The 16,049-nt window shown below is 50.9% G+C and carries 17 protein-coding genes; 11 read left to right on the forward strand and 6 right to left on the reverse strand.

The genetic code is table 11. The features are described 5' to 3' along the window. Window positions 1–79: 79 nt before the first annotated feature. Both dinF and ACTZWV_RS06295 read right to left on the reverse strand, forming a co-directional pair. Window positions 80–1,399: an MATE family efflux transporter DinF gene (gene dinF / locus ACTZWV_RS06290; protein WP_444785722.1), complete on the reverse strand. Its 1,320-nt coding sequence runs from the start codon at window positions 1,397–1,399 to the stop codon at window positions 80–82. Window positions 1,400–1,544: 145 nt separating this feature from the next. After that, window positions 1,545–2,489: an alpha/beta fold hydrolase gene (locus ACTZWV_RS06295; RefSeq protein WP_444785723.1), complete on the reverse strand. Its 945-nt coding sequence runs from the start codon at window positions 2,487–2,489 to the stop codon at window positions 1,545–1,547. Between the two features lie 123 nt (window positions 2,490–2,612). Here ACTZWV_RS06295 and ACTZWV_RS06300 point away from each other — a divergent pair, with 123 nt between their 5' ends. Beyond that, window positions 2,613–3,209 carry a CGNR zinc finger domain-containing protein gene (locus tag ACTZWV_RS06300; protein WP_444785724.1) on the forward strand — a complete coding sequence of 199 codons (597 nt, stop codon included), beginning with the start codon at window positions 2,613–2,615 and terminating at the stop codon, window positions 3,207–3,209. A gap of 130 nt (window positions 3,210–3,339) precedes the next feature. Continuing rightward, on the forward strand, window positions 3,340–4,734 hold the full coding sequence (locus ACTZWV_RS06305; protein WP_444785725.1) for a family 43 glycosylhydrolase: 1,395 nt from the start codon (window positions 3,340–3,342) through the stop codon (window positions 4,732–4,734). A 74-nt stretch (window positions 4,735–4,808) separates the two neighbouring features. Here the strand turns inward: ACTZWV_RS06305 and ACTZWV_RS06310 are convergent, their stop codons facing one another. Next, window positions 4,809–5,771 carry a LysR family transcriptional regulator gene (locus ACTZWV_RS06310; RefSeq protein WP_444785726.1) on the reverse strand — a complete coding sequence of 321 codons (963 nt, stop codon included), beginning with the start codon at window positions 5,769–5,771 and terminating at the stop codon, window positions 4,809–4,811. Window positions 5,772–5,932: 161 nt separating this feature from the next. On the opposite strand from ACTZWV_RS06310, the gene ACTZWV_RS06315 reads away from it, so the two are divergent. From ACTZWV_RS06315 to ACTZWV_RS06335, 5 genes are all read left to right on the forward strand, one after another. Then, window positions 5,933–7,201, forward strand: coding sequence for an MFS transporter (locus ACTZWV_RS06315; protein ID WP_444785727.1), 1,269 nt, complete (start codon window positions 5,933–5,935; stop codon window positions 7,199–7,201). Further along, entirely contained in the window at window positions 7,198–7,770 is a 573-nt protein-coding gene (locus tag ACTZWV_RS06320; RefSeq protein WP_444785728.1) for a hypothetical protein, read from the forward strand. Before ACTZWV_RS06315 ends, ACTZWV_RS06320 begins: the two co-directional genes overlap by 4 nt. After that, window positions 7,760–8,161, forward strand: a complete 402-nt coding sequence (locus tag ACTZWV_RS06325; RefSeq protein WP_444785729.1) for a hypothetical protein — start codon at window positions 7,760–7,762, stop codon at window positions 8,159–8,161. Before ACTZWV_RS06320 ends, ACTZWV_RS06325 begins: the two co-directional genes overlap by 11 nt. Then, on the forward strand, window positions 8,154–8,753 hold the full coding sequence (locus ACTZWV_RS06330) for an SCO family protein (RefSeq protein WP_444785730.1): 600 nt from the start codon (window positions 8,154–8,156) through the stop codon (window positions 8,751–8,753). Before ACTZWV_RS06325 ends, ACTZWV_RS06330 begins: the two co-directional genes overlap by 8 nt. Window positions 8,754–8,869: 116 nt before the next feature. Further along, on the forward strand, window positions 8,870–9,808 hold the full coding sequence (locus ACTZWV_RS06335; RefSeq protein ID WP_444785731.1) for a TlpA family protein disulfide reductase: 939 nt from the start codon (window positions 8,870–8,872) through the stop codon (window positions 9,806–9,808). 138 nt (window positions 9,809–9,946) lie between these two features. On the opposite strand, the gene ACTZWV_RS06340 is transcribed toward ACTZWV_RS06335, so the two are convergent. Together ACTZWV_RS06340 and ACTZWV_RS06345 are read right to left on the reverse strand one after the other, a co-directional pair. Then, complete coding sequence (locus ACTZWV_RS06340) at window positions 9,947–10,297, reverse strand: VOC family protein (protein ID WP_444785732.1); 351 nt, start codon at window positions 10,295–10,297, stop codon at window positions 9,947–9,949. A gap of 47 nt (window positions 10,298–10,344) precedes the next feature. Continuing rightward, entirely contained in the window at window positions 10,345–11,217 is an 873-nt protein-coding gene (locus ACTZWV_RS06345) for a LysR family transcriptional regulator (protein ID WP_444785733.1), read from the reverse strand. 119 nt (window positions 11,218–11,336) lie between these two features. Here ACTZWV_RS06345 and ACTZWV_RS06350 point away from each other — a divergent pair, with 119 nt between their 5' ends. From ACTZWV_RS06350 to ACTZWV_RS06360, 3 genes are all read left to right on the forward strand, one after another. Beyond that, entirely contained in the window at window positions 11,337–12,041 is a 705-nt protein-coding gene (locus ACTZWV_RS06350; protein WP_444785734.1) for an FMN-dependent NADH-azoreductase, read from the forward strand. Further along, the gene (locus tag ACTZWV_RS06355; protein WP_444785735.1) at window positions 12,034–12,522 is read left to right on the forward strand and encodes a nucleoside deaminase; all 489 of its coding nucleotides are present in this window, start codon (window positions 12,034–12,036) and stop codon (window positions 12,520–12,522) included. Before ACTZWV_RS06350 ends, ACTZWV_RS06355 begins: the two co-directional genes overlap by 8 nt. Before the next feature lie 365 nt (window positions 12,523–12,887). Beyond that, the gene (locus ACTZWV_RS06360) at window positions 12,888–13,952 is read left to right on the forward strand and encodes an MBL fold metallo-hydrolase (protein ID WP_444785736.1); all 1,065 of its coding nucleotides are present in this window, start codon (window positions 12,888–12,890) and stop codon (window positions 13,950–13,952) included. A gap of 117 nt (window positions 13,953–14,069) precedes the next feature. Here ACTZWV_RS06360 and ACTZWV_RS06365 read toward each other — a convergent pair whose 3' ends face one another. Then, window positions 14,070–14,960: a LysR family transcriptional regulator gene (locus ACTZWV_RS06365; protein WP_444785737.1), complete on the reverse strand. Its 891-nt coding sequence runs from the start codon at window positions 14,958–14,960 to the stop codon at window positions 14,070–14,072. Window positions 14,961–15,075: 115 nt separating this feature from the next. On the opposite strand from ACTZWV_RS06365, the gene ACTZWV_RS06370 reads away from it, so the two are divergent. Next, on the forward strand, window positions 15,076–15,981 hold the full coding sequence (locus tag ACTZWV_RS06370) for an alpha/beta hydrolase (RefSeq protein WP_444785738.1): 906 nt from the start codon (window positions 15,076–15,078) through the stop codon (window positions 15,979–15,981). Window positions 15,982–16,049 lie beyond the last annotated feature (68 nt).

Raw genomic sequence — 16,049 nt, forward strand, 5'->3', positions numbered from 1 at the left:
CTTTATTAATATAATACCACCGGGCCACGGCGCTGCTCTTTATTAATATAATACCACCGGGCCACGGCGTTGCTCTTTATTAAAACAATACCGCCGTGCCGCGGCGGTAAAGCGGCCACGCCAGTGTCAGGCCGCGCAGCAGCATAAATACGCACAGCGCCAACCACAGTGCATGGTTACCGGCGCTTTGCGTTATGGCATAACACATGACAAAGCCGGCGAACGACAGCAACATGCTGTTACGCATGCTGCGGGCCCGGGTGGCACCAATGTAGATGCCATCCAGCAGGTAGCTCCATACCGCTACCAGGGGCAGGGCGATAAGCCAGGGTAAATAGGTTACAGCCGTTTGCTGTACCTCTGTAATAGAGGTAAGCAGCGTAATCAGTGCCGGGCCGCCGAGCCAAAACAGCAGGCTGAACAATAGCCCCAACAGCAGACCCCACTGTGCCAGTATGCTAAACAGCAGCTGCAATTCGCTGTGATCTTTAGCGCCCACGGCTTTACCGGTGCAGGCTTCGGCAGCATAAGCAAAGCCATCCAGTGCATAAGACACCAGCATCAGGAAAGTAAGCAGCACGGCATTGGCGGCCACTACGCTATCGCCAAAAGCCGCGCCGCGAAAGGCGATAAACACAAACACCAGTTGCAGGCACAGGCTGCGGATAAAAATATCGCGGTTTAGCGCAAACAACCGGCCATAGCCGCTAAGCTGTTGCAGCTGTAACAGGCTTACCGCGCCAAGCTGCTGTTGCCGCCACAGCCGGCGCAGCAAATACAGCCCCAACAGCAAGGTGCTGTAATCGGCAATCACCGACGCTGCTGCCACACCGGCCACGTTCCAGGCGAAAACCGGCACAAAGAGTAGATCCAGCACAATATTCAGGCTTTGGTTCCACAGCAACAGCAACATTGGGTAGCGGGCATTGTGCAGGCCTAAAAACCAGCCCAGCAGTACCATATTCAACAGCGCCGCCGGCGCACTCCAGATGCGGATCTGAAAATAAATACCGGCTTGCTCCAGCACGTCGCTGCCGGCATTGCTGAACAACTGCACCAGCGGCATGACCAGCGGGTGCAGCAGTAACAACAGCAAGGCTAACCCTAATGCCACCAGAGCGGCCTGCAGCAGGCTATTACGTATAGCATTCGCATCTTTGGCGCCAAACGCCTGCGCCGTTAAGCCGGTGGTGCTCATGCGCAAAAAGCCGAGCAGTAAAAACAACAGGCTGATAAGGCTGCTACCCAGCGCCACGCCACCCAAATACCAGGCATGCTCCAAGTGGCCCACCACGGCGGTGTCTACCAACGACAGCAGCGGAATAGTCAGGTTAGAGGCAATCATCGGCAGGGCAATTAACAGCACCTGCTTTTGTTCAGGCCGGAAGAAATTCAGCAAAGCGTGTGTATCATCAAGCAGTTATCAATATTTGGCATACTAGCACAAGCGTTGACAAAGAAGGCAGCCTTAACGGTAGCGGCAAAACATGCACTAAGCCGGTTTTGCCGGCGGGCCTGGTCGGCACGGCCCGCCGTCGCCGCGGTTATTCGGTTTTGGCTTTAATGCTACGCTGTAAAAACTGCAGCATCTGTGTGGCGATTTCACCGCCATGAGTTTCAATGGCAAAGTGACCGCTGTTAAGGAATTGCACCTCAGCGTTTGGGTTATCACGCTTAAAGGCATTGGCGCCTGCCGGCAGAAAGAACGGGTCTTTTTCGCCCCAGATTGCCAGCAGCGGTGGCTGGTAACGGCGAAAATAGTCGTGCAGCCGGCTGTACTGCTTAATATTGTTGCCGTAGTCGACTAACAAATCCAGCTGTACTTCCACACCAATACGCTCTATTGCGGCGTGGGCCAACTGGTAGGTTTCAGGCGCAATCAGCGAGGCATCTGTCACGCCTTCGGTGTACTGCCATTTCAGCATCTGCGGCGTATTAAAGCGGCGCAACGCTGCACGGTTTTCCGCCGTAGGATTAGCCCAGGCTTTTTGCATATCAGCCCAGCCAGCACTTAAGCCTTCTTCGTAGCCGTTGCCGTTCTGGCTAACGATGGCGGTGATTTTTTGCGGGTTGTTTACTGCCAGGCGCCAGCCCACCGGAGCACCGTAATCGAACACGTACAGGGCATAGCGCTCCAGCTTTTTCGCCACTGTGAAGGCGTCAATCACCGTGGCCAGATTGTCGAAGCTGTAGCTGAATTTGACGCCGCTGTTAACCGTAGTTTGGCCAAAACCAGGTAAATCCGGCGCAATAACGTGATATTGGGTTGCCAGCTGCGGTATCAGCTGACGAAACATATACGATGAGGCACCAAAACCATGCAGCAGTAACACCGTAGGCGCCTGTACCGAACCGGCTTCGCGATAGAACACATTCACACCCTGTATATCTATGGACTGGTGGTGCACCTGTGGTGGATTATCTGCACCGTTGGCATACAAAGAGGCGGTTAAGCTTGCGGCGGCAAGCAGCATTTTGGACGTTGTCATGATAGCTCCTTAAAGTTAGTGTTAGACAAATCTTGTAACCATTAAAACTTATTTTAAATGGTTACTGGTGCAAGTCTGATGCACTTGTGCTAACCTGTCAAATTAATTTTTAGAGGTTACTGTATGGCTGCTTCTGCAAAACCGCACGACGACAACCTGAACGCCGCACCGATGCTGGGTGATCACCTTGCGCTGGACCTGCTTAATACCGAAGCGCGTAACGATGACAAGACGGTTGAATACTGGCACAGCGATGCGGATGTACTGCGCTGGCTGGCACAACACAGCATAGTTCCGGCCGCAGGGGGGGGCGCATTCGCTGCGGGTGAATTGTTAGCGCAGGCCAAAGCACTGCGCAGCCTTGCCAAAGGCTTGATTAGCGCGTTTAAAGCAGGAAAATCAGAGGATATCAGCGGCTTGAATGAGTATTTGCATGCGTACCATAGCGCACTGCATTTAGCGCGCGACAATGACGGCAAGCTGGCGCTAAGCCGCATAGCCAGTGGTACAACCATAGCGTCGCTGCTGGGGCCGGTAGCCGAAGCTGTGGCTCAGCTGTTGGTTGAAGCGAATGTTGAGTTGGTAAAACAGTGCGAACATCCGGACTGTATTTTGTGGTTCTATGATCGCACTAAAGCACATAAGCGGCGCTGGTGCAGTATGGCGTTATGCGGCAACCGCTATAAAGCGGCGCAGTTCAGAAAAAGAAGCAGTAGTTAAAACAGCAAGCTAAACCGGCTATTGCGGCCACGCCTTGGCATTTATTCTTATTGCTGCTACCTTGTTATTTAAATTATTGTAATACAATAATGCCATTAACATCTGGCACTCTAACTTTAACAGGTGAGCTATGCGAAATAACATACTGCGCGTACTGGCGGCCTTACGCCTTGTAGGCTTAACTGCGCTGCTGCTGGGCAGCACAGCGGCGCCGGCACTGGATTTAACCGGCATTACCAACTCGCACGATCCGTCGACGTTGCTGCGCGATGGTGATACGTACTTCCATTTTACTACCGGTGACGGTGTCTGGTATTCCCGCTCCACTGATTTGGTGCATTGGCACAGTCCCGGCGATATCTTCGGTAGCAGCTGGCCGGCCTGGATCAACACGGCGGTGCCCGATTTTAACGGCCACTTCTGGGCTCCGGACGCTATTCAAATGGGTGATTACTACTACGTGTATTATTCGGTCTCTACCTTTGGCAGCTCGCGCTCAGCCATTGGTGTGGTCCGTACAGCATCGCTGAAAAATCCCGACTGGCAGGATCTGGGCATGGTAGTGCAATCTTTTGGTGGCCGGGACGAAATTAATGCGATAGATGCCGCACTGTTTCGCGATCATGACGGCAAAGTTTATATGTCTTATGGCTCCTGGTTTGGCGGCCTTGGCGTGGCCGAAATCGATCAGAACAGCGGCAAACTTGCCAGCGCGGTGACTAAAATTTACGGCGGTGGGCATCAGTCAATAGAAGCTCCTTATATTAGCCGTCATGGTGATTACTACTACCTGTTTTTTACCCGCGGTTTGTGTTGCCGTGGCGCCGACAGTACTTATCAGGTGCAGGTAGCCCGTGCTGCTAATGTGCTTGGCCCTTATACCGCTGAGCGTAACCTGCTGCCTAATCAGGACGGCAAACGCAAAGGCCCGGGCCATGTTGGCGTACTGAAGCAAGACGGCTGCCAGTATGTGTCGACGCATTATTACGATCTGAACGATGGTGGTAAGGCCAAACTGGATATTCAGCGTATGACATTTTCTGCCGGCTGGCCGTCACTGACGCACAACTTTAACTCGATCAGCCAATGCGGTGGTGTCAGCGAGGGGTTGTATCAGTTTAGCTCCCGGCGTAGCGGCAAACTGATGGAGGTTGCCGGTGCAGATGGCAGCAACGGCGGCAACGTGGTGCAGTATGAAAGCAATGCCGGTTTGCATCAGGCGTGGTATCTGCTCGATCTTGGCACCGGTCAATACAGCCTGATTAACGCCAACAGCTTAAAAGCACTGGACGTATGGGAAATAAGCACCGCAGCGGGCGCCAATATTGCGCAGTGGAATTACTGGGGCAGTGCCGGCCAGCGCTGGCAAATCAGGCCGCTGAGCAATTATGTCGAAGTGGAATCGGCGCTAAGCGGCATGCTACTGGATGTAGAGGGCGCCGGTACCGGCAACGCGGCCAACATTATTCAGTGGCCCCGCACCGGGCGCAACAACCAGCACTGGCTGATGCAGCGCCGCTATTGATTGACAGGCGCTTTATTGGTGCGGCGCAAGAGTTAACGGCTGCAGCTGTGGCTTATTGCATTTGCCGCCGTACTTTAACGGGGAAAACTGAGCAGCGCCGGCCAGTTTTCCGCCCAGGTATGGTTAGCACTCTCCCCGGCCGACTCTAAATATGCGCTGATAAATTCAATAAACAGCCTGACCCTGGCCGGTAAATACTCGCGTTTGGCGTAAATGGCAAACACGCCGTTATCGGCTTGTGGCGGCCGGTAATAAGGGTACAGCGACACCAGGGCGCCGCTTTGCAAGCCCTGTTTTGCCAGAAAATGCGGCAACTGCGCAAAGCCCAAACCAAGGGCGCACATCGATGCCATGGCTTCGCCATCATCGGTGATATGGCTGCGCTCAAGCTCATAGGGTTGGTATTCGCCGCTATGGTCCGGCAAAAAAACCGGCTGTAGCTGTTGGGTTTGTTTAATGCGAAAACCAATCCAGCTGTGGTGCTGAAAATCGTCGGCACAACGCGGCGTACCTCGTGCCGCTAAATACTGCGGTGATACACAAATCAGAAAATCCATCGGGCTTAACCGCCGCGCCACTAAACGGCTGTCTTTTACAAAGCCGGTGCGCAGGGCGATATCAATGTCGTTATCAATAATATCAACGTGCAAGTCATTGATCTCAAGTGTCAGCTTAATGGCCGGATAACGCTGACAAAAAGCCTGCAACAACGGCAAAACATAGAGGTGGCCGTAGCAGGCGGCCGAACTGATACGCAAAGTGCCGCACGGAGAATCGTTCAGCTGCTTCAACTCGTGCTCGCAGGCGCTGAGGTCTTGCATCATCTTACGCACCGTATCGGCGTAGCGTTGCCCTGCTGTGGTAATGCTTAACCGGCGGGTAGAGCGTTGAAAAAGCGTCAGCTTCAGCTCTGCTTCCAACCGGCCAATGGCTTTGCTAACCGTGGAAGGATCGGTGTTACAGCTTTTTGCTGCAGAGGCAAAGCTGCCGGCATCACAGGTGGCTAAAAATATATCTAATAAACGCAGTTTATCCATAAGCTGTAATTCCCGGTTAAGCTGCTTTGCGCTGTGCTCTCAAGATAACATGAAAATTGATGAATAGTATTCACGACTGATAGGGCGGCGCGGCTGTTTTTCCACACTTTTCAGCGGCATAACATGGCATCACCAATGGCAAACTGCTTTTTGAGTGAGGAATGATGCTGCAGCACCTTGATTTAACAAAACACCCCGCTAATCACCCGTTAATCTACTTTTTGCTGGCCTTTATCGCCATGGCCGGATTGTCTTACATTAACTTTCTGCCGGGTGTCGTCAATGCCCTGGCAGGCGGTATCGGTTTTACAGAGGTTGAAGCCGGCCAAATTGTTGCGCTAAACGGTTACGGCGCTTTGCTTGGCAGCGCTATCGCTATTTTTTTAGTGCGCCGTCTGCAGTGGCAGCCGGCCATGTTGGCATTTTTAGCGCTGCTAACCCTGATTGACTTCAGCACCCTATGGATCCAGAGCTACAGCGTTATGCTGGGGTGGCGCTTTTTCGCCGGGGTTGCCGGCGGGCTGAGTATAGGTATGGCTTTTTCCGTGCTGGCCCGGCTGGACAACCCTGACCGCGCTTTTGGCACCCTGCTATTGCTGCAGTTTAGTATTGGCTCGCTGGTTATTTACCTGCTGCCGGCGCTGGAACGGCTTAGCAATGCGTATGCGGTTTTCTATGTGATGGCCGCTATTGCTGCGTCAAGCCTGGTTTTTATGCTGTGTTTACCGGCGCTGGCGTTAAACCGCGCCGCAGCCGCGCGGCCAGCGGCTTTAGCCACAGAACCCGGGAGCAGGGCGTATCGCAACGCGCTGTTATTGCTGTTGGCCATTATGCTTTATCAAATAGCGGCCAGTGCTATTTGGGCTTATGTCGGGCTTATCGGGTTGGCGGCCAATATTGCCAGCGACAGTGTTAATACCTATATCGCACTAACCGGTCTGACCGGGCTGGCAGGTGCCATGCTGCCGGTAGTGACCGGCCGGCGTTTTGGCCGGTTACATTTTTTGCTGGTGCTCAGTGCGCTGTCTGTTGCTGCGGCGTTGCTGCTTAACTACTCCCAACACAGCCTGCTGTATGTTGTGGCCATGGCGTTACTGTTTTTTTGCTGGCCGGCGGTGCTGTCTTACTTGTTGGCCGTAAGCGCGCAAACAGACAGCAGTGGCAGGCTGTCTGCTATTGCTGCGCTGGTATCTTCTGTGGGGTTGGCGACGGGGCCCTTGTTCGCGGCCGGCCTGCTGGATAACGGCAGCTTTGCCCTGATGCTGTACGCTTGTGCGCTGCTTTTCTTATGCAGCTGCTTGTTGTTGGTTAAGCCGGTGCTGGCACAGGAGAAGCCGCAGCCGGCTTTGCACCCATCGCAACAGCCATCACAACCGTCATCGCCACAGCCGCTGCAAGCCGGCGCTAATGACTTAAGGTGCCCGAAATGATGCGATATACGCTGAATAAAATGCTGCTCAGGCTGCAAAACCGTTACAACTACGACGTACGTTATCAGCAGGACTTGCTGCAAACAGATTTAGCCGCTTTTTTAAAGTTTATGGCGTTTCAGAGTATGTCATCTCATCAGGGAAATTTAGCGGCCGCGCCGCTGTATGCCGCCAGACTGCGGGCGATCATTTTTGAAGACTGCGGGCCCTGCACGCAGTTGGTGGTAAATATGGCGCTGGAAGCCGGGGTAAGTGCGGCTATGCTGCGCGCCATTATTGAGCACGACTTACATCAGCTGCCGGAAGATATCGCCCTGGTGGTGCAATTTACTGAGCTGGTGTTGGCGCACCAGCCACAGGCGGATCTGTTGCGTGAAAAAATAATGGCGTTATGGGGTAGCAAAGGGCTTATGGCTATTGGTTTTGCTATCAGCTCTTACCGGGTGTATCCGGCGCTGAAATACGCGCTGGGCTACGGTAAAACCTGCAGCCGCATTCAGCTAAACGATGCCAGCCTTGTACCCAACCGCGCCGCCGTTGTTGCAGCAGAGGCGCAAAATGTTGAATAAGCTGCTTAGCCCGGCCGCATTATTGCTTGGTCTGGCGGCGCTGGTTAACGGCAGCTTTATGACCATAGCACCGGAAACCTGGTATTGGCTGGTACCGGGCGTGCCCGACCGCGGGCCTTTTAATCAGCATTTTTTGCGCGATATTGGCATGAACTATCTGCTGCTAGGCGCCGCCTTTGTATATGGCGCCCTGTACCGCAAGCAGCGCTTAATACTGTGGTCAGTACCAACGGCCTGGCTGGTATCACATGCAGTGTTTCATGTCTGGGAAGTGCTGGTAGGGATCTGTGGGCCACAATCGCTGATTGACGATTTCGCCGGCGTAACCTTGCCGGCCTTAGTTGCGCTGAGTTTACTGTATGCTGGCGCTAAGGAGCAGCCTGATGCATAAAACCATTATTGCCCTGTTATTGTTGGTCTTGGGCGTAGTAGCGGGGGCTTTACCGGCTTTTCTGGTCCCCAAGCCCAATCAGCCCGCCACAATAGAGTGGTTAACCACACCACGCAGCCTGGCCAATTTCAGCCTTAACTCTGTGCAGGGCGAATTTACCAACCAGGCGCTGCAAGGCCGCTGGACCATAGTGTGGTTTGGTTTTTTGCATTGTGCCGATATTTGCCCTACCGCTTTAATGCAAATGGCAACTTTGGCCGATGCGTTGCTTGACGATGAGCGCCTTGCCAACAACAAGGTGACTTATGTTTTTGTCTCGGTAGACCCAAACCGGGATTCAATTACTGAAATCGACGAATTTGTCAGCTATTTTAACGCGGCATTTCTCGGTGTCAGCGCAAGCGAAACACAGCTGGCACAATTTGCCGCCGGTTTGGGTGTGCAGTTTAGCGTTAGCGCAGAGAAAGAGAGTTACAGCATTGCCCATTCCGTTAGCTTTTCCATCATCGACCCGGCCGGTAAGTTTCGCGGCCGCTTCCGGCCGGGCTTTGATGCACAAGGCGTAGCCAAAGAGTTGCTGGCCGCGTTTTAGCAGCGTATTGTTATTTGCAGTGTGTTAAGCGCAATGGCCGTATTTGTCGCAATTTTACAATACGCAGCATAACGCAGCTGTTAGCATCGTTAGCGTCCAATCAAAAGGAGTTAAAAATGTCTAAGTTTGCCTGCTTGCTACTGTTATCCTCGCTGCTGATTTTTTGCCGGGGGTTTATTCAGCCTGCCAGTGCGGCAGCAGCCGATTTAAAGCTGATTGAACTGGAAACATTTCCGGATGCGTCAGCCATAAGCCTGAGCACATTAGCGGCGGATAAACCGCTGTATATCAAACTGTGGGCCACCTGGTGCAAGCCCTGTATTGAGCAAATGCCGCACTTTCAGGCGTTATATCAGCAACACGGCGATAAGGTGAGTTTTGTTGCGGTAAACATCGATATCAATGAAAAAGCAGAAGAAATCGCTGCCGTTGTGCAACGCTTTGGTTTAACCATGCCGGTTTGGCTGGATACCAGCGGCCAGCTTGCCAGCAAACTTGGCTTAGTGGGTACGCCTTATTCAGTGTTAATGAATAGCGCCGGCCAACAAGTGTATAGCAGCCATGAGTCTGACAAAGCACTGGATGGCCTGGTGCAGCGGCTGGCACAAGGGCAGCAGTTACCGGTGGCAAGTTCAGACAAGATCAGCAGTGCAGAGCAACAACGTTTGATAGCGCCGTATCTGCAAGGCGAACATTATCTGTTTTTTACCGCCACCTGGTGCGACTGGTATCTGGCTGAATCACGGCCCGCTATGGCTGCGCACTGCAAAACTGCGCAACAAGGGCTTAATGCTTTAGCTGCCAAAGCAACAGACGCCGGCTGGAGCGGCATTGTTAATCATCTGTGGACCGACGATAGCGCCCTTAAAGAATTTAACGCGCAGTACAACATGGCAGTAGCGTTTAACATTGACCACAAGGGTGTGCTGTTTCAGCACTTTAATGTGCGCAATATTCCGCTGTTATTAAAAGTAAAAGACGGCAAGGTATTAACTGAAATCAGCGACTTTTCTGATCCGGCCGCTGTGTTGCAGCAACTTAACCAGGCACAGTAAGTTAACTACCGGCTGTTACTCAGGCAATTGTCATTTTGCCTTGCAGTACTGTAACGGCCTGGCCTGACAGTTTAACTGCACCGCTGTGCAGAAGCTCAACGTCAACAAAGCACAATGCGCCGGGCCTTATTTGCAGGGCTACTGGTGCTGCAGCACATTGATTAGTGTGCCAAAGGGGTCGCGAATATAAAACCGACGCACGCCCCAGGGTTCCGCGACAGGGCCGTATTCAATTGGAATATGCTTCGCCTTAACTGTTTGCAGCACTGCCTCCAGGTCATCCACTTCAATGGATAGTGCCGGTACCGGCGTGCCTGAGCCGCCCTCTGAGGCTATGCTAACTTGTGCAATCATTTTTTCCTCTGCGCTGAAGGTTTTAATCCAGCCGTGATCCATCACCAACTCAAGGCCGAAAACAGATTGATAGAATACTTTGGCATCAGCAGGATTTGATGCCGCTATGTTTGCAACGATGCGTTTTACTTTCATTTTTCCAGCCTCACTTATCTGACAGCCACAGGCGGGCGATACTGACGTTACTCGTTCAGAACTCCGCCAAGCCAGTTTAAAAAGGTATGTGTATTTCTGCTATCAAAACTTGATTTATCCGGTACGTAGTAACATAGGTCAGATGTGACGGGCCGGGTGCCAAACTGTTGTAAAAGATTCATTTTTAGCAGCCGCATCGTCAGGGTGGTGGAACAGAATACCAGTGCGTTTTCTGCCATCGCCTGCTGTATGCCGAAAAGCTCCTGGTCAAATTTTTTCACGACAATATTAGCCCTCTCCAACCCGTTTGCTGCCAGCCAGGCCGCTAATGGCGCCTCAGGCAAGGCGGTATTTTTCCATGCAGTGGTAAAAAGTGTAACAGGTTCAGTGGACCAGCAAGGTGGCTTCATGCCATGGCTACCAAAAACATCGAACAGCTCATGGCGGATAATATCGCCGGGCGCAACGGTTGTGGCATCACCGTAGCGGATAGGGATGATATAGGGTTGGTTATCTACCGTTTCACCTGTTGATACTTCAACCACAATATTGGGATAAGCTTGCGAAAATCCCTGCAGCGCCGGGATCAGCAACATTGCGGCGAATGATGATGTTGTTGTTACCCTTACCACGCTGCCGGCTGTTTTCAGCTCTGCCAAGGCGTTGTCAATTTTCCGAAAGCCTTCAGTCGTGGCTTGCGCCAGTATTCTGCCTGTTTCAGTCAGCACTATCTGCCTTGTTTGTCGATGGAACAAATTAACATTTAACCGGCTCTCCAGATTGCTGATGTGATGCGACACTGCAGTCGGCGTTAGCGACAGCTCTTCTGCAGCCAGTTTAAAACTGCCGCGCCGCGCCGCAGACTCAAATGCTTTGAGTGCCTGTAACGATACCTGCAATTGCGCTCTCCTGATCTGCAATCTGTTAAGTGCTTACTATAGATGATTAAAACTCATCTGTTAATGTGTTTTTCTCGTTTGTGCTCATTCATCGATAGCGACAATATAGCGCTCGTTATCAACCAACTGAGGTACTGCATATGAGCACTATATTACATATAGATTCCAGCGTAAGAGCTATTACTAACCCGAACCCACACCACAATTCCATCTCGAAAAACATCGCGCTGCGATTTATTGACAGCTGGCAGAGTAAACGCCCTACAGATGAGTATATCTATCGTGATGTAGGCATGAACCCACCAGGCTTTATTACCCAAGACTGGATAGGCGCCGTGTTTACGCCTGAAGAGAAAAGAACCCCGGCACAAAAAGACATTTTAGCGTTATCGGATCAGTTAATCGCCGAAGTCGCCATGGCGGATATCATTGTTATTTCTACACCAATGTATAACTACGGCATGCCAGCACAGTTAAAATCCTGGTTCGATCAAGTGGTGCGGATACACAAAACCTTTGACTTCGACCTGGCCCGCGGCGACTTTCCGCTACAACCTATATTGTCAGGCAAGACCTTGGTTACCATTACTTCCAGTGGAGAGTTTGGCTTTGAAAAAGGCGGCATACGGGAGAGTGCCAGCCATTTACAACCGCACCTGCGCACGCTGAGCAAATATTTGGGGGTAGAAATAATCTATGAAATCGCCGCTGAATATCAGGAGTTTGGCGATGACAGGCACAGAACTTCTGTGAGCAATGCCAACAACCGGGCGCACAGCCTGGCGGCAGAACTTGCAGATGCCGTCTTAGCTGCATCGTCACAGCGGGAGGCTGTTAATGTGTAATATTAACCAGCTGCCAGCTCTTACGCAGTGGGGGGAAAGAGCCGTTGACCTGGCGATCAGTAATGTAACAGCCGGTGGTTTGCCGTTTTCAGCTGTGATTATTAATCAGCAGGGGCAGGTTATCGGCGAGGGAGTAAATCAGGTTGCTTCACTGCTTGATTGCACTGCGCATGCTGAAATTCAGGCAATAAGAAATGCATCACAAAATGAGAAAAGCGTCTTATTGCAGGGGGCAACCTTAATTGCGTCAGGCGAACCTTGCGCACTGTGCTATATGGCAATTCTGATGGCAAAAATAACCAGGCTGGTTATCTTATCCGACAGGCATGAGGCGAAAGCGCACGGGTTCGACTATCTATGGACTTACGATCACTTCAACAGTAACTCACTGAGTCAGTTAACGGTGACAAAGTTAAATAGCGACAGAAGCAACCTGCCGTTTAAGCTCTGTAAGGTTCGTATGGAAGCTACCGGCTTGTAGTGGCGATATTGTTTGCTACAGTCAGCTTAATAAAAGCCATCTTCGGGTGGTTTTTTAATATCAACGCGTTTGTCGGCATATCAGCATAATCTGCCTGGTATCGCTTCTGCACGAATTGGCGTAACAGTCTGAAGGGCTCCTATGAGCGAATACCAGACATTTGAATCGAAAGAAACTCCCCAAAATTTCATAAGAAATACTAATAGGAGATATCTTATTAGACATAATAGTTAATGACTGAACTCTGCAATATCATTTCGTTCTCTTGCTGCCCATGGTTTTAGACTCTCAACGGCAGATTTTAATGCTTCGTTGGTCATTAAGTTGGCCATAGCAAATTAATAAAGTTGGAATGAGGTTGCTAAATGAAATATCCGTTTATAGCGCTTGCTGTAGTGGTCATTATCGTTGCTTGGATAGCATGTAAGTGGTGTTTCAATACGATGTTTGATCAAGCGCCCAGCATAGCTAATTATGACAATAGCCGCTTTCGGAATAGCCGCGAGGCACTTCCAGGTGAGATGCCTTCATCCACCCTCAAAGCGTTTGGGCAGGTATTGTTTAATAAAGCGGACGATTCTGTACCCGCTTCGCCACTCCATGTGCATAACCTCAGCCGTGAAGCACTAGCAAGTGCACCAGAGCGCAGTTTATACCGCCTTGGTCATTCCTCTATCCTGATGAAGTTACAAAAAAATTGGATATTAACGGATCCGGTATTCTCTGAGCGAGTGTCCCCTGTGCAGTTAGCCGGGCCTAAGCGTTTTCATCCAGTTCCTATCAGCATCGATGCGCTGCCGCTGATAAGCGTGGTGATTATCTCTCACGACCATTATGACCATCTGGATAAGGCAACGGTGCTCGCATTAAACAGCAAAGTACAGCAGTTTGTTGTGCCGCTGGGTGTAGGTGAGCGACTGGCGCGCTGGGGGATTGAACGGCGTAAAATTCAGCAACTCGACTGGTGGCAGAGTATCAACATCCAACAAATCCGTATTACCGCGACCCCTGCTCAGCACTTTTCAGGCCGTGGAATATTGGATGGTAATAAAACACTATGGGCATCTTGGGTAATTGAAGATACTACTGAGCACGACCCGTTTAAAATATTTTTTAGCGGCGACAGTGGTTACTTTGATGGCTTTGCTGAAATTGGCCAGCGTTTTGGCCCCTTTGATCTCACTTTGATGGAAACCGGTGCTTACAATGCGCAATGGTCTTATGTACACCTGCATCCGAAGCAGAGCGTGCAAGCGCATCTGGATTTGCAAGGCCGCTGGCTGCTTCCAATCCACAACGGTACTTTCGACCTGGCGTTACATAGCTGGAATGATCCTTTTGAGCAAGTACTTCATTATGCTAACTTGCACAACGTGCAAGTTAGCATCCCGGTTTTTGGTGAGCGAGTTGATATGACGGCACCCGTGTAAGGAAATTTTTGGTGGCGAGAGCAAGCAACCTGCGGGAACAACTCCATCTTTACGCTAGATGATGCAGAATGCAAATGAGCATGTTTAGCCGGGCACAGAAAGATAGCCTACTCGCGGCTATCGGCGATATCTGAGCGCATTAACAATGATACTAAACGCAGCTGAAGATTGTAGCCTGCTGGTGTAATACAAATAGTAGCCCGGATAGGTAATGGCATAATGATCAAGCACCGTGACAAGTTTTTGTTGCTGCAGCTGAGTGGTTACCAGTGTTCTAGGTACGTAGGCAAAGCCATATCCATCTAATGCCGCTTGTACCGCCTGATTAATACCATTTACTACTAACTGGCCTTTAACCCGGATTTTGTGTTCGTGATCAGCAATCTTAAAGACCCAGGGGAAATTGTCGCCATGGGTCGGCAATTGCAAATTAATACAAGGTAACTGTAGTAAATCTGCCGGCTGTGCAGGTGCAGAGTATTGCTTGAGTAATTCAGTTGATGCGATAACGGCCATCTGGTGTTCAGCGCTAATGGGGATAGCAATCATATCTTTGGCAATCAGGCCACCGCGGCGCACCCCGGCATCAAAACGCTCTTTTGCAATATCGACCAAGCCATAGTCGGTAATCAATTCTAATTTTATGTCTGGATAATTTTTTAGTACCGGTGCCAACTTGGGCCACAGCACCTGCTGTATGGCGTATTCATCGGCAGAGATGCGGATCGTGCCAGCAGGTGTGTCACGCAAGTTGATCAATTGCTCCAGTCCGGTACTGATATCTTCAATTGCAGGATTGATAAGCGCGACCAATTTTTCACCCGCTTCTGTCAGCGTCAAACTTCGCGTGGTGCGGTTAAGCAGTTTAAGTTTTAAACGCTGCTCCAGATTACTCACCGTTTGGCTTACCGCCGATTGCGATGTACCAGCCTTGGCTGCAGCCTTGGTAAAGCTACCTTCTTTTACCACACTTAAAAAGGTTACCAGATCTGTCAGATTCTCTCTCATTAATAAGCCCTGCTTATAAAGACCATCATATTATTGGTTCTAATCATCAAAGCTGTCCAGCAGTAAACTGATTCTCGTCGCTAAGGCGTTCTTAGCTGGTTATAAGGAGCAAAAGATGAAATCCGTTCGTTTTAAAAACGCCCATTTAACAATAGCAGCCAATCTTTACTTGCCTGCGGCATTTAATGAAACTGTGCAGTACCCGGCGATTGTCTTTGTTCACCCCAGTGGCGGTGTAAAAGAGCAAACTGCTGGCCTTTATGCACAACGTTTAGCTGAGCACGGCTTTGTCACACTAGCGTTCGATGCAAGCTATCAGGGAGAAAGCGAGGGAGCCCCCCGGCATCTTGAAAACCCCTATCAGCGGGTTGAGGATATCAGTGCGGCAATCGACTACTTAACGACCTTGGCGTTTATCAATGCCGCGCAAATTGGTGTTGTTGGTATTTGCGCCGGAGGTGGCTATGCCACACACGCCACCATGCAGGATAAACGTATCAGAGCATTAGGCACAATAAGTTCAGTTAATTACGGGGATATGTATCGCTCTGGCTGGGACGGCACTCTTACACCTGAGCAGTCTTTTAGTGTATTGCAGCTCGCTGCAGAGCAGCGCAGCCATGAAGCCGCAGGTGCTGGTGTGGCCTATTTACCAACAACCCCGGCATCTGCGGAGGAAGCCGCAAATAAAGACTTTGCCGAAGCGTATGAATACTATCGTACTGAGCGCGCCATGCACCCTAACGCACCGAGTAAGCTAACCACAAGAAGTTTGATGCAACTGGTTACTTACGATGCCTTCAACCATGCAGAGATCTATCTTACCCAGCCGCTCTGTGTTATCGCAGGCAGCGAGGCTGGCACGCTTTGGATGAGTGAACAAATTATTAAACGCGCTGCCAGCAAGCAGAAGCAATTACACATTGTTGCCGGTGCAACCCATATTGGCCTTTATGACCGAACAGAGTACGTAACCGAGGCGGTCGCCCAACTGGCACCATTCTTTAAAAACCACCTGTAACCCTTCACCTGTTGCGGCCAATTGGCCGCACATTTTGCCATTTTAGTCATTAAAACAGGACGATAGAG

This window comes from Rheinheimera sp. NSM (assembly GCF_052380015.1).
GTDB lineage: Bacteria > Pseudomonadota > Gammaproteobacteria > Enterobacterales > Alteromonadaceae > Alishewanella.